Origin of the sequence: Actinophytocola sp., from assembly GCF_036378875.1 — a bacterium.
In the GTDB taxonomy this organism is placed as follows: Bacteria; Actinomycetota; Actinomycetes; order Mycobacteriales; family Pseudonocardiaceae; genus Actinophytocola.
The window spans coordinates 1-13175 of the sequence record NZ_DASUVO010000097.1; the positions used below are offsets into that span (position 1 = coordinate 1).

At 69.2% G+C, this 13175-nt stretch carries 11 protein-coding genes; 4 read left to right on the forward strand and 7 right to left on the reverse strand.

The annotated features are described in order from the left end of the window. On the reverse strand, positions 1–321 hold a 321-nt coding region (locus tag VF106_RS27455), incomplete at its 3' end, for a hypothetical protein (protein ID WP_330842744.1). 38 nt (positions 322–359) lie between these two features. Continuing rightward, positions 360–1097: an SDR family oxidoreductase gene (locus VF106_RS27460; protein ID WP_330842745.1), complete on the reverse strand. Its 738-nt coding sequence runs from the start codon at positions 1095–1097 to the stop codon at positions 360–362. Between the two features lie 90 nt (positions 1098–1187). Between VF106_RS27460 and VF106_RS27465 the strand changes: the two genes are divergently transcribed. The 3 genes from VF106_RS27465 to VF106_RS27475 all read left to right on the forward strand — a co-directional run bounded on the left by VF106_RS27465 (position 1188) and on the right by VF106_RS27475 (position 2987). Then, positions 1188–1964, forward strand: a complete 777-nt coding sequence (locus VF106_RS27465) for a helix-turn-helix transcriptional regulator (RefSeq protein WP_330842746.1) — start codon at positions 1188–1190, stop codon at positions 1962–1964. A 37-nt stretch (positions 1965–2001) separates the two neighbouring features. Further along, complete coding sequence (locus VF106_RS27470; protein WP_330842747.1) at positions 2002–2505, forward strand: DinB family protein; 504 nt, start codon at positions 2002–2004, stop codon at positions 2503–2505. Between the two features lie 248 nt (positions 2506–2753). Next, positions 2754–2987: a hypothetical protein gene (locus VF106_RS27475; RefSeq protein WP_330842748.1), complete on the forward strand. Its 234-nt coding sequence runs from the start codon at positions 2754–2756 to the stop codon at positions 2985–2987. 27 nt (positions 2988–3014) lie between these two features. Here VF106_RS27475 and VF106_RS27480 read toward each other — a convergent pair whose 3' ends face one another. Together VF106_RS27480 and VF106_RS27485 are read right to left on the reverse strand one after the other, a co-directional pair. Continuing rightward, entirely contained in the window at positions 3015–4343 is a 1329-nt protein-coding gene (locus VF106_RS27480) for a DNRLRE domain-containing protein (RefSeq protein ID WP_330842749.1), read from the reverse strand. Positions 4344–4419: 76 nt separating this feature from the next. Further along, the gene (locus tag VF106_RS27485; protein WP_330842750.1) at positions 4420–7683 is read right to left on the reverse strand and encodes a GH92 family glycosyl hydrolase; all 3264 of its coding nucleotides are present in this window, start codon (positions 7681–7683) and stop codon (positions 4420–4422) included. A 301-nt stretch (positions 7684–7984) separates the two neighbouring features. Here VF106_RS27485 and VF106_RS27490 point away from each other — a divergent pair, with 301 nt between their 5' ends. Further along, complete coding sequence (locus VF106_RS27490) at positions 7985–8875, forward strand: helix-turn-helix transcriptional regulator (RefSeq protein WP_330842751.1); 891 nt, start codon at positions 7985–7987, stop codon at positions 8873–8875. A gap of 7 nt (positions 8876–8882) precedes the next feature. Here the strand turns inward: VF106_RS27490 and VF106_RS27495 are convergent, their stop codons facing one another. Genes VF106_RS27495 through VF106_RS27505 form a run of 3 tightly spaced genes read right to left on the reverse strand, consistent with a single transcriptional unit; the run spans position 8883 to position 12640 of the window. Next, a complete protein-coding gene (locus VF106_RS27495) occupies positions 8883–11078 on the reverse strand; it encodes a xanthine dehydrogenase family protein molybdopterin-binding subunit (protein WP_330842752.1) in 2196 nt (731 codons plus the stop codon). Further along, positions 11075–12055: an FAD binding domain-containing protein gene (locus tag VF106_RS27500; protein WP_330842753.1), complete on the reverse strand. Its 981-nt coding sequence runs from the start codon at positions 12053–12055 to the stop codon at positions 11075–11077. The genes VF106_RS27495 and VF106_RS27500 overlap by 4 nt, the downstream gene beginning before the upstream one ends. 6 nt (positions 12056–12061) lie before the next feature. After that, entirely contained in the window at positions 12062–12640 is a 579-nt protein-coding gene (locus VF106_RS27505; protein WP_330842754.1) for a (2Fe-2S)-binding protein, read from the reverse strand. Positions 12641–13175: the final 535 nt, after the last annotated feature.

The window sequence follows — 13175 nt, forward strand, 5'->3', positions numbered from 1 at the left end:
CTCGGTCGAACTCTCGTTGATCCACTCGATCGTGCCAGCACGCACCGGCGGCGGAGGCGGATCGTCAGGAGGCCCGGACAGCAGGCTCCCTCCGTAGACGGAGGACTCCCACTCACCGCTGGCGTCGCGCCAGGACGGCACGAGGTCGTGGGCCAATGCTCCGTTCCTCCACCGCCGAACGACCAGGACGACCCCGAAGCGGTCGCGCCGCCACGCGGCGACCGGAACCGCACCCGCGTCGCTGGTGCGCGGCAGCGCCACCGTCTCGGGCAGACCGTTCACCAACGTCGCGAAGGCCACTTCCCAGGTCTGGTCGACCATCTCAACCTCCGTAGCCAACTGCGGTCAGTCTCCCCCGATCAGGACTGGGCGGTTGGCCTGACGACGATCTCGCTGACGTCGACCTCGGCGGGTTGTTCGATCGCGAACGCGATGGCGCGGGCCACGGCGATCGGGGGGATCGCGATCTGGTCGCGGGTCTGTGTGATCTGTTTCCGGACCTGCTCGTTGGTCGACGCCTCGGCGAAGGCCGTGTCGACAGGACCGGGCGACACGGTGGTCACCCGTAGAGCGTGCCCCGCTTCTTGGCGCAGGCCCTCGCAGATGGCCCGGACGGCGAACTTCGTACCGGCGTAGACCGCCATGGTCGGCACGATCCGGAACGCGGCGGTCGAGGCAGTGGTGACGAAGTGTCCGGTGCCCTGTGCGCGGAACACCGGCAGTGCGGCGCCGATCCCGTGCAGAACGCCCTTGATGTTGACGTCGACCATCTCGTCCCACTCGTCGACGCGCAGGTCGTCCAGCGGTGAGATCGGGCCGGCCCCGGCGTTGTTGACCAGCACGTCGAGCCGGTCGAACCGATCGCGCGCCAGCGCGACCAGTGCGTGCATGTCCTCCCGACGAGTCACGTCCGTGCGGGTGTGCACGGCGGTGCCGCCGGCCTGTTCGATCCGGGCCACCAGGTCGGCGAGGCGGTCGGCCCGCCGCGCGCCCAGAACCAGCCGCGCGCCCCGTTCGGCGAGCAGAAGCGCGGTCTCCTCGCCGATGCCACTGCTGGCGCCCGTGATCGCCACGACCTTGCCCTTGATTCCCGACATGAACGTCCTCTCTCGCTGTGATCGGGTACCAGTCTGCGGCAGTGTTAGCCTGGTATCCAGAATGCATTTATTCTGGAACCAGAGGTGCCAGTGGAACAGGATCAGCGTCATGAGCTGGGGGTTTTCCTCCGCAGCCGTCGGGAACGGATCACGCCAGCCGACGTCGGCCTGCCCAGCACCGGCCGGCGCCGCACCCCGGGTCTGCGCCGGGAGGAACTCGCCTTGCTGGCCGGGATCAGCGCCACCTGGTACACGTACCTGGAGCAGGCCCGCGACATCCGGACCTCCGAGCAGGTCCTGAGTGCCCTCGCCACCGCGCTTCGGCTGGACCGGCACGAACGCGAGCACCTGTTCCGCCTCGCCGGCCACGCGTCGGCCGCCGAGACCGACGACGAGCCGCTCGCCGCCGAGGCGGCCGCCGTGCCGCTGCTGCTGCAACCGCACCCCGCGTACATCATCGGCGCCAGCTATGACGTGCTCAGCCACAACCAGGCGGCCGACGAACTGTTCCCGAACCTCACCGCGGTGAGGGGACGACGGCCGAACTTCGTCCGCTGGGTGTTCACCGAACCGGCCGCCCGGGATGTGTTGGTCGACTGGGCACCGGAGGCACGCGGCCTGCTCGCCCGGCTGCGCACGCTCGCCGGCAAGCACCCCGCCCACCCGCGGTTCACCCGACTGATCGACGAACTGCACGACGCCAGCCCGGAAGTGCGGGAATGGTGGCCGCGCTACGACGTCCAAACGCGACACGGCGGGCGGAAACGGCTCAGACCGCCGGGACGCGGGGTGACGGAGTTCGCTTACACCGCCTTCCACCTCGCCGAGCAACCCGACCAGACCCTGGTGATCTACGCCGAAGGGTGACCGTCAGGTCGGCCTCAGGATGATGTTGACTGTCGGCATGGTCGATCGCCCTGAACCGCCGCTGATCGCCGGGGAACGCGAGATGCTGCGCGGCTTCCTCGAGTTCCACCGCGCGACGCTGGCCATGAAGTGCGAGGGACTGTCCGACGAGGACCTGCGCACACAGTCGATGCCGCCGTCGACACTGTCCCTGCTGGGCCTGGTCCGGCACATGGCGGAGGTCGAACGGACCTGGTTCCGGCGGGTCATCAACGCCGAGGACATCCCGCTGGTGTGGTCGGACGACGGCGACTTCCAGGTCGCCTACGACGCGTCGGGTGCCACCCGCTCGGAGGCGTTCGCCGCGTGGGAGGCCGAGGTCGAGCACTCCCGCCGCGTCGAGCGCGAGGCCGAGTCACTCGACGTGACGGGATACAACCAGCGATGGGACGAGCACGTCTCGCTCCGGCTGGTGATGATGCACATGATGCACGAGTACGCGCGCCACAACGGCCACGCGGACTTCCTCCGTGAAGGCATCGACGGCGTCACCGGCGCCTGACCCGCCAGACCGCGCCGCACTCGCGACCACGAGCACGGTCGCGAGTGCGGCGGGGACCGAGTTGGCCGTCGGCGTGCACGTCCGTCCATGCCATGTTCGGGATCTGGCGGTCACACCTCGGTCTTTCGGCCGCGGTTACGCCAATCCATCGGTCGGGGACGTACCGCTGGCCGGCTCGCGCCCGTTCGCCCGGCCGCTGCCCACAATGGTGGCTTGTGACGCCGGCCCGTGCGCGGTGTGCTTGTCATATGCGCAAACTTGTTGGTGTGTTGGGGATTTCGACCGTCCTACTGCTCGGCGGCACCGGTGTGGCCACGGCCGAGGACTGGGCGCCGATCGGTCCGTACCCGACCTATGCGGACTGCGAGACTTCCGAACAGGGGTTCCAGGCCGCCGGCCACGTCACGACCGGCTGTGCCTACCGGCAGCTGGCCTACCCCTGGCAGAGCGGCTACTACTTCTACGCCTCGCGGGTCGACTGAGCTGACCTGACTGCCGGGAAGGAACCTCTACCGCTGGTACACGCGGACGTAGTCGACCTGGAAGTCGGCCGGCATGGCGGTGGTGGCGTCGGGGTCACCCAGCCAGCCGCCGACGTGGAAGGTCAACCGGAGGTGGTATCGCGCGTTGCCGTTGAACACGTCGTCGAACCAGGGTGTCGTCGCCGGGGTGCGCGGCGCCCACGAGATGAGCGTGCCGTCCACGTAGAAGCGCAGCACGTCGGGCTCCCATTCCATCGCGTACACGTGGAACCCGTCGCCGGGATACGTGGTGCCGGGGAACGGGTACCGGTAGTCCTGCTTCGTCGGCGTGTAGTCACGGAAGATGGCCGAGGTGGACGCCTTGTAGTACTGCGAGCCGCCGGGTAGCTCCATCACGTCGATCTCGCCGTTGCCGTCGTTGGGGTCACCGCCGGTGGACACGGCGGTGCGCCGCAGCCAGAACGCCGGCCAGAGTCCCTTGGAGTCGTTCGGCCCGTTCGGGGACTTGGCCCGGGTCTCGAACCGCCCGTAGGTGAAGTCCGCGTGGCCGATCGTGTCGAGGTAGGCCGTGGTGTACTGCCGTGTCCCGCCGCCGTTCCAGCAGGTCATCTGTTCCCGCTTGGCGCGGATCGTCAGGTTGCCGCCTGCGACGAACACGTTGTCCGGCCGGTCGGTGATGCACGCCTTGTCGAAGTCCAGATAGGTCAACGGCCGGGCGTTCCACTTGGTCCGGTCCAAAGTGGAGCCGTCGAACTCGTCCTGCCACACCAGGTGCCAGCCCGCCGCCGTCTCGTAGGTGACGGTGAGCCTCGGGCGCAGCGCCGCGTTGCTGTTCTCCTTCGACGCCCAGTAGACCCGCGTGTTGTGGGTCTCCTGCCGCAGAGCGAACGTCTTCTGCCCGTTGCCGGTCACCGCGTTCGTCACGTCGAAGGCGTTGTACCCCGCCGTCACCGACTCGTGGGTGGCCAGCGCGGCACCCACCGCCGGACGGCTCGCCCAGGTGCCCTCGCCGCTGGCCGCGCCGGCTGCCGGATAGGCGGTGACGCGCGCCGGGTACGGGTTCCACGAGTACAGCTCCAGCGTCGCCTGGGTGACGCTGGCGCCGGCGGGCAGTCCGGTGACATCGAACTCGACGTAGGCGTCCCGCTCGCCGGCGGTGTTGCCGTCGCAGAGCGAGGGGCAGGTCGCCAACGTCGTCTTGACGCTGTTGTCGCCGTCCTGGGTCACCTGCGTGAACGTCGTGTCCGCCACGAGCGCCGGCATGAGCGTGGCGGCGGCCGCCGCGGGCCCGGTCGCGGACAGCAGACCGGCGAGCACAGCGATCCCGGTGACCAGCGATCGTTTCCGTAGAGACATGAGGTTTCCTTCGTCCTGAGATGGACAGTCCGCGATCACCGTTCGCCGCTGTCCTTCAGGAACGCTGTAGCCCTCCTTACAGCAGGGTCAGCGCATACACCTCGACACGCTGGTCGTTCGGCAGGCTCACCGAGCGAACCTCCTTGGCGCCGTCCAGGGCCACGGAGCTGGCGAACAGACGTATTGGGGGCGTGTCGATGCCCGTGCCGGCCTTGATGCGGTGGGGCATCTCGAGAACGACCGTGCTGCCTTCCGGGGTCGCCCCGGCCCAGTCGCCGATGGTCACGGGCAGGGTGGCGCTGGAACCGTCGGCGTACTGGACGATCAGCGTGGTCGTCACCGGGCCGTTGTGGGACGAGGCGACCAACCGCAGCGTGCCGTGGGCGCCGGTGGGCAGCAGCAGTCCCTGGCCGCGTGCCTCGACGAAGTTCGCGGCGGTGCCGGTCGGGTCCGGGGCGAGGTAGGTGACACCGTCCCAGGTCACCGGGCCCGAGGGCGGCAGCAGGTCACCGTCGTAGCTCCACCCGCTGTCGAAGTCGCCCTGGTCGGTTTGGGCGACGGTGGCGGTGCCGTCGTGGTTGAGGGACGGTCCAAGGTCGACCGCGCACTGGCCGTTCGCGCTCACGGCGCAGGTGACCGGGTCGCGGACCTCGATCGTGGTGGTGCGGGTGACGGTGTTCGCCTGCTGCCCCGTGACCGTCACGGTCACCGGGTACGAGCCGACGGGTGTGCCGGCCGGCACGGTCACCGACAGGTCCACGGTCTGCTGCACCGGAAGCTGTCCGGACTGGAACGTCAGCGACGAGGGCACGCTGACCGACCAGCCGGCCGGTCCGGAGGCAGCCACCGTGGCGCTCAACCCGTTCGGCGCCTGGGCGAGGACGTCCAGCGGCAGCGTGACGTTCTGGTCGGTGGCGCCGGCCGGCACCAGCACCGACGTCTGGCGCAGCGAGGCGTCCACGTGGCGCCGCAGGTCGCCAACGGCCCGGTTGACCGACGGCGGTTCCGTGCTCGGCCGGGTCCCCCACGCCGACGGGGAGGTGCCAAGGGTGTACGCCAGCGTGCCGCCACGCGCGATCCGCTTCCAGTCCAACCAGGTCCTCGGCACGTCCCTGCCGCCCAGGGACACGCTCTGGACGTACCGGTTGGCGTCGCTGGCGCCGGGTGCGGTGATGGTCAGCGTGCCGCCCCGACGCCCGTACTGTCCGATGTGGACCGCGGTCGTCTCGAACTGCGGGCTGGACAACACCATGAAGTCGCCGCCGCTCATCGTGGGGTAGAGCCCCAGCGAGGACAGCACGTACCACGCCGACATGGTGCCGAGGTCGTCGTTCCCGGTCATGCCGTCCGGGCCGGTGGTGAACAACGTCATCGCCGCGCGCACCACGGTCGCGGTCTTCGCCGGTGCCCCCGCCCACGCGTACACGTACGGCGCGAGCAGGTCCGGCTCGTTGTTGGGGTTGTAGGTCGGCTTGCCGTAGTAGTCGTAGGGCTGGGTGATCCAGTCCGTGCGAGCCGTGCCCGCGGGATCGACGAGTAGCTTGGGGTAGACGAAGAACTCGTCGAGCCGTGCCTCGGTCGCGGCCCGCCCACCCATCAGGTCGACCAGTCCGGCCGGATCCTGGGGAGCCAGCCACTGGTACTGGTAGGCGCCGCCCTCGTGGAACTGACGATCCGCGCCGACCGGTTCGTAGGGCGCGAGCCAGGTTCCGTCGACGGTGCGTGGGCGGAACATGTCGATCGAGGAGTCCCACAGGTTGCGGTACCACTGACCGCGGTCGGCGAACATCCGCGCGTCGGCGTGCTTGCCGAGTCCCGTGGCCATCAACGCCAGTGCGGCGTCCGCGGCCGCGTACTCCTGCGTCGCCGACGCCGGGTGCACGCAGTCGTTGTCGCCGCCCTTGTGCCCGCAGTCGGTCTCGACGTCCAAACCGGACGGGATGTACCCGCGGTCGTTGTAGAACGCCACCCCGGCACGCCCGTTGTACGGCGAGTCGGCCGGCGGGAGGCTGGTCGCGTTGCCGCGCAACAGCGCGTACGCCTCCTCCTCGTACCCGGCGAGCAGGCCCTTCGACCACGCCTCGACCAGGAAGTGGGTCACCGGGTCACCGGTCATGATGTTGGTCTCGCTGTTGGCGAGGGCCCAGCGCGGCAACCAGCCGCCCTCGCGCCCACTGGCCACAATGGACACCGCGACATCCCTGGCCACCTGTGGCTCCAGGATCTCGAGCAGCTGGTTCTGCGGCCGGTAGGTGTCCCACAGCGAGAAGTTCTGGTACGGCGTGTATCCCTGCGCCGTGTGTACCTGCTTGTCGAACCCGGCGTAGCGCCCGTCGACGTCGCCGGCGACGTTCGGGTGGAGCAGCGAGTGGTAGAGCGCCGTGTAGAACACGCGCTGCCGTTCCTGCGTGCCGCCGCTGATCTCGACGGCGCGGAGCTTGTCGACCCAGACGTCGTGCAGTGCGGCCCTGGTGGCGTCGAAGTCGTAGGAGTCGCCGGTCTCGCTGGTCAGGTTCTTCCGCGCGCCGTCGACGCCGGTGTAGGACAGCCCGACCTTGACCACGACGTCACGGTCGGCCGTGGCGTCGAAACTCACCCAGCCGCCGTTGCTGCCCTCGCCCGCCGCGTCGCGGCTGCCCGGGGTGGTCGTGAGACCGCGCCACGTGCCGTAGGTGGTGAACGGACGGTCGAACGTCGCCGAGAAGTACACCGTGTGCCGGTCCTTGCCGGAGCAGAACTCGCCGGCCAGGATGCGGCCCTCGATGGTGCGGTCCCCGACGATGTGGATCTCGGAGTCGAACACCTTCTGGTTGGCCCGACCGGTGTTGAACAGCACGTTCGCCGCGCCGGTCGACGGGAACGTGTACCGCTGCCAGCCGGTCCGCTGGGTCGCGGTCAGCTCGGCGTTGATCCCGTAGGTGGACAGCCCGACCCGGTAGTAGCCGGGCGTGGCCTCCTCGTCCGCGTGCGAGAACGCCGACCGGTACTGGACCGGGTCGACGGTGCTGACCGCGCCGGTGGTCGGCATGATCGGCAGTTCGCCGGCGACCCCGCACCCGACGCCGGACAGGTGTGTCTGGCTGAACCCGCCGATCTTGTCCGCCCGGTACTCGTAGCCACCTCCGCCACCGGTGTCCGGGCTGACCTGGACCATGCCGAACGGCGCGCTGACGCCGGGAAAGGTGTTGCCCGCGTTCTGTGTGCCGACGAACGGGTTCACCAACGTGGTGGGGTCCGCCACCGGCTGCGCACTGGCGGGGGTGGCGGAGTTGAGCAGCCCGGCGAGCAGCAGAACCGCTGTTCCCGCCGCCGTTCCCACGCGCCTCACCGACTGTCCCATGCTGGCCCCCAACATCCGACTCCCAGGGTTGCCAACGCAGTGTGCCAGAAAACTACAGTCGTGATCATGAAGAACTGGAAATTTTCATTCCACTTGAAATTGTCAAACGCCAGCCGGTCGAACGCGACGCCGGAAGGACCGCAACTGTCCGAAGTGGAGGTTGGCGGTCGCCGTCGGTGGGTTCCATGACCACATCCGCCGACCGCCACCCGAAAGTTTCGGCGGCGACCTGGGAGTTCCTTCTGAAAGGTGTACTGACAGGACACCCCTCCCGCGAAACGCGGGGCTTACCGTGTTACGTGTGGACAATCGCAAAGAGATTCGCGAGTTCCTGCTCTCGCGGCGAGCGAAGATCACCCCTGCTCAGGCCGGGCTCCCTGCCGGGGACAACCGCCGAGTGCCGGGACTGCGTCGCAGCGAGGTCGCAGCGCTGGCCGACGTGAGCATCGAGTACTACTCGAAGCTGGAGCGCGGCGCACTCGCCGGGGTCTCCCCCAGCGTGCTGGACGCCATCGCACGAGCGCTACAACTCGACGACGCGGAACGGGCGCACCTGTTCGACCTGGCCAGAGCCGCGGACGGCACGAGCGCGATGGTCCGCCCCCGGCGCCGGTCGAAGGGCAGACCGTGGACGCCGCACCGAAGTCTGCAGTGGACCCTGGACGCCGTCACCGCAGGGCCCGCGTTCGTCCGCAACGGCCGGATGGACCTGCTGGCCGCGAACCGGCTCGCACGCGCCTTCTACTCGCCGGTCTACGAAAGCCCGCAGCAGCCCCCGAACATCGCCCGGTTCCAGTTCCTCGACCCAGCCTCCCACGAGTTCTACCCGGACTGGGAGTCCTTCGCCGACGTCTGCGTCGCCATCCTGCACACCGAGGCCGGCCGCAACCCGCACGACAAGGAACTTCACGACCTCGTCGGCGAACTGTCCACCCGCAGCGACGACTTCCGCACCCGGTGGGGCGCCCACGACGTCCGCCACCACAGCACCGGGTCGAAGACCTTCCACCACCCCGTCGTCGGTGACCTCACGATCGCCTACGAAGGGCTGGAGATGGCCGCCGAACCCGGCCTGACCCTCACCATCTACACCGCCGAGCCCGGCTCACCGTCCGAAGCGGGACTGCGCATGCTCGCCTCACTGACAACCTCGCAGAACACGAGGTCCACCACGCGGCAACAGTCTGGCTGACGCCGCGTCAGAGCAGGGCGTCGGCGGTGATGGGGAAGTCGCGGATCCGGCGGCCGGTCGCGTGGAAGACCGCGTTGGCGATGGCGGGCGCGATGCCGACCAGCACGATCTCGCCAAGGCCCTTGACACCGATGGGGTTGGCCTCGGGATCGTTGCCGTTGAGGTAGATGGCGCGCAGGTCCTTGATGTCGGCGTTGACCGGGACGAGGTAGTCGGCGAGGTTCGCGTTGACGATCCGGCCGTCACGGGGGTCAGTGACCGTGTGCTCCAGCAGGGCGGCGCCGATGCCGCCGACCATGCCGCCGATGGCCTGACTGTCGGCGAGCTTCGGGTTGACGATCCGGCCCGCGTCGTAGACGCCGAGCATGCGCCGAACGCGGACCAGGCCCAGCCGGGAGTCGACCGCCACTTCGGCGAACACCGCGCCGTAGGCGAACATCGAGAACCGGTCGTGCACCGCCCCGGCGTAGGTCCCGATCACCTCGAGATGCGGCCGCTGGTTGCGGGTCAACAGCTGCTGGTAGGTCTCCCCCCGGGTCGGGTCGTTCTTCACGTGCATCCGTCCCTTGCGGACGATCACGTCGTCCGGGTCGACGCCGTGCAGGGGTGACCGGGGGTCGTCGACCGCCAGCGTGATCGCCTGCCGACGCACCTTGTCACAGCCGTCCTGGATCGCGGTGCCGACACTGGCCATGGTCGTCGAGCCGCCGTGCGGCCCGGTCGGCGGCATGATCGAGTCACCCAACCGGAACGTCACCGTCCGCATCGTCAGGCCGAGCGCGTCGGCGGCGATTTGGGGCATGGAGGTGTAGGTGCCGGGGCCCATGTCGCTGGTCGCGGACTGCACCAGCGCGGTGCCGTCGGCGTGGAGCCGAACATGGGCCTGTGCGGGAAACCCGCCGGTGTCGTAGACCGCGGCCGCCATGCCGGTGCCGATCAGCCAGTCACCGTCCCGAGTGGACCCGGGCCTGGGGTTGCGCCGGCTCCAGCCGAACTCGCGGGCACCGACGCTGTAGCACTCCCGCAGCCGGCGCGTGGAGAAGGGCAACCCGCTCGACGGGTCCTCTCCGGGCTCGTTCCGCAGCCGCAGCTCGATCGGGTCGATGCGGAGCTCGTTCGCGAGCTCGTCCATCGCGGACTCGATGACGAACGCGGCGGTCGCGAAGCCGGGACCACGCATCCAGATCGGGGTGTTCACGTCCAGCGGCACCGTCGAGTAGGCCTGCCGCACGTTGGGCATGCTGTAGAGCATCTGCCCCGGCGCCATCACGGCCTCGAAGAACGCCTCGTAGCTCGACGTCTCCGCCCTGATGTCGTGGCTCATCGCCGAGAGCCGGCCGCGCCGGTCGCTGGCCAGCCGCACCCGATAGTCGTAGGCGGGACGGAAACCGGTCCCGAAGTACAGCTGCCGCCGGGACAGCACGAGCTTGACCGGACGACCGGTCTCGCGAGCCGCGAGTGCTGCGATGGTGGTGTGCGGCCAGGTCCGCAGCCCGTTGCCGAACGCGCCACCCACGAACGGCGAGATGACCCGCACCGACTGCTGGGGAATGCCGAACACGGCGGCGAGTTCGGTCTGGGTGCCGCCCACCACCCACTGGGTCTTGTCCCACACCGTCAGGTTTCCGCCATCCCATTGGGCGATGGTGGCGTGCGGTTCCATGGGGTTGTGGTGGTTGCGCGCGGGCCGGTAGGTCATCTCCAGCCGGACCTCGGCGTTGCCCAGCGCCGTTTCGGCGTCGCCGCGTGCGTAGGTCGTTGGCGGGTTGGCCGGTGCGGAGGTCACGTCGGTGATGGGTTGCTCGGCGGCGTAGGAGACCTCGACCAGCCGTGCCGCGTGCTGTGCGGCCTCCAGCGTGGTCGCGACCGCGACGGCGACCGGTTGTCCGAAGAACAGCACCCGGTCGTCCTGGAAGACCCGCAACCTGGTGCCCGGCGGGTTGTTCGACCCCGGGTTGTCCACATAGGGCAGTCGAGGCGCGTTGCGGTGGCTGATCACCGTCAGCACACCGGGCTGGGCGAGCGCGGCGCTCGTGTCGACGTCGGTGATGCGTCCCCGGCCGACGCTGCTGTCCACCACGGCGGCGTACACGACGCCGTCGACCGGATGATCCGCCGCGTACAACGCGCGGCCGGTCACCTTCAGTCGTCCGTCCACACGGGACTGCGGGGTGCCAACGGCGATCTCTGGCTGCGCGGTCACCGGGTGCCTCCCACGACGCGCAGCTGGCGTGCCACCGTGCGCTTGAGCAACTCGACCTTGAACCTGTTGTGTGTGAGCGGTGAGGCCCCATCCGCGGCGCGTTCCGCCGCCTCGGTCCACAGGGCTGCCGATGGTCGTTTGCCGATCAGATGCCGCTCAACGGCAGGCAGCTTCCACGGCACCGTGCCGACCCCACCGGCGGCCACCTTCGCCGCGCGGATCACCCCGCCCTGGAGGTGCAGCGCGACCGCGGCGGAGGTCAGGGCGAACTCGTAGCTCTGCCGGTCACGCACCTTGAGATAGCCCGAGCGCAACGGTCGTGGTTGAGCCGGGATCTCCACCGCGGTGATCAGCTCGCCGCGCTGGATCGCGTGTTCGCGGTCGGGAGTGGCACCGGGCTGGAGAAGGAAGTCGGCGAAGGGGACGGTGCGTTCGCCGTTCGGGCCGAGCAGGCGCACGGTCGCCTCCAGAGCGGCGAACGCCACGGCGACGTCGGAGGGATGGGTGGCGACGCACTGGTCAGACCCGCCGAGGATGGCGTGGGTGCGGTTGAACCCCTCCAGTGCCGCGCAGCCCGAGCCGGGCTGGCGCTTGTTGCAAGCCGCGGTCACGTCCCGGAAGTAGGTGCACCGGGTGCGCTGCATGATGTTGCCACCGATCGTGGCCATGTTCCGCAGCTGCGCCGACGCGCTCAGCTCGAGCGCCTCGCTGACCACCGGGTAGGTGGTGCGGACCGTCCGGTCGGCGGCGGCGTCGGCCATCCGCACCAGGGCCCCGATCCGCAGGCCACCATTCGCGGTGGTCGTGATGTCCCGTAGCGGAAGAGCGGCGATGTCGACCAGCGCCTCGGGACGTTCGACGGTCTCACGCATCAGGTCGACCAGGGTGGTGCCGCCCGCGACGTAACGCCCGCCGCGCTGCCCAGCCGCGACCGCCGCGCTCGTGTCGGAGACTTTAGTGTAGGAGAAGGGAAACATCGCCAGTCACTTCCCGCCCGCGGCCTGCTGGACCGCCCTGACGATCTTCACGTAACAGCCGCAGCGGCAGATGTTGCCGCTCATCCACTCCCGGATCTCCTCCGCCGACCCCGTGTGGCGCTCCCGGACGCACCCGATCCCGGACATGATCTGACCAGGCGTGCAGAAACCACACTGGAACGCGTCCTGGTCGATGAACGCCTGCTGCAACGGATGCAGGTTCTCACCCCGAGCCAGGCCCTCGATCGTGGTGACCTCCGCGCCCTCCAGTCGCACCGCCAACGTCAGACACCCGTTGACCCGCCGGCCGTCCACCAGCACCGTGCACGCACCACACGCGCCCGCGTCGCAGCCCTTCTTGGTCCCGACCAACCCGAAGTGCTCACGCAGCAGATCCAGCAGCGACGTGCGGTTGTCGACCGAGACGGTGTGCCGGGTCCCGTTCACCTTCAACGAGACGCGGCTGCTCAACGGCTCGGCGGCGGGCTGGGCGGCGGCAGCGGGTTGCGCGTCCAGCAGCGACGGTCCCGCGACGGCGGTCGCACCACCAACGGCCGAAGCGGCGATGAACGTACGCCGGGACAAGGCTGAATCCGTTGCGGGACTGTCGGGCGGATGGGGCAGATCGGACGACATGCGATCGACCACATCACGGGCGTCGGCACCGTGGGAGGCCCTGTCAAGGGATGTACCGACAGAACCTCCCAGCAGCGGGCGAACCGCCGTACGGTCGAGGGTTTGGATCGACGACCGGGTGGACGTCGTCGTGCGGCTGCTGCGGGCCGCCACGGCCGACGTGATCCCAGCAGGCACCCGGCCACCCGAGTCTCATCCCGACCGCGCTCACCTGGCAGGCGGCGACGACGCCGTGCAACCGCGCGCGAGGAGGGTATGGTTGAAACCAACACACTGAACGCGTTTCAGCTTCACCAACACGCCCTGACGCCACCCCAGACCCGGTGTCGTGTCCGACGCGCCCAGAAAGTGGTGGCACATGACTTCGCTCGACACCTCGGCGAAGGTCGGCAGCCGGGACTATGCCGAGCTGTCCCAGTTGATCCGTAAGGAAGGCTTGCTGCGCCGCCGGTACGGGTACTACGCGGTGAAGATCAGTCTGAAC

Bases quoted from the DNA above. Each gene is read 5' to 3' on its own strand.
- VF106_RS27485 (WP_330842750.1), bottom strand. From the start codon at position 7,683: ATGGGACAGTCGGTGAGGCGCGTGGGAACGGCGGCGGGAACAGCGGTT.
- VF106_RS27470 (WP_330842747.1), top strand. From the start codon at position 2,002: ATGGTCGATCGCCCTGAACCGCCGCTGATCGCCGGGGAACGCGAGATG.
- VF106_RS27460 (WP_330842745.1), bottom strand. From the start codon at position 1,097: ATGTCGGGAATCAAGGGCAAGGTCGTGGCGATCACGGGCGCCAGCAGT.
- VF106_RS27480 (WP_330842749.1), bottom strand. From the start codon at position 4,343: ATGTCTCTACGGAAACGATCGCTGGTCACCGGGATCGCTGTGCTCGCC.
- VF106_RS27500 (WP_330842753.1), bottom strand. From the start codon at position 12,055: ATGTTTCCCTTCTCCTACACTAAAGTCTCCGACACGAGCGCGGCGGTC.
- VF106_RS27475 (WP_330842748.1), top strand. From the start codon at position 2,754: ATGCGCAAACTTGTTGGTGTGTTGGGGATTTCGACCGTCCTACTGCTC.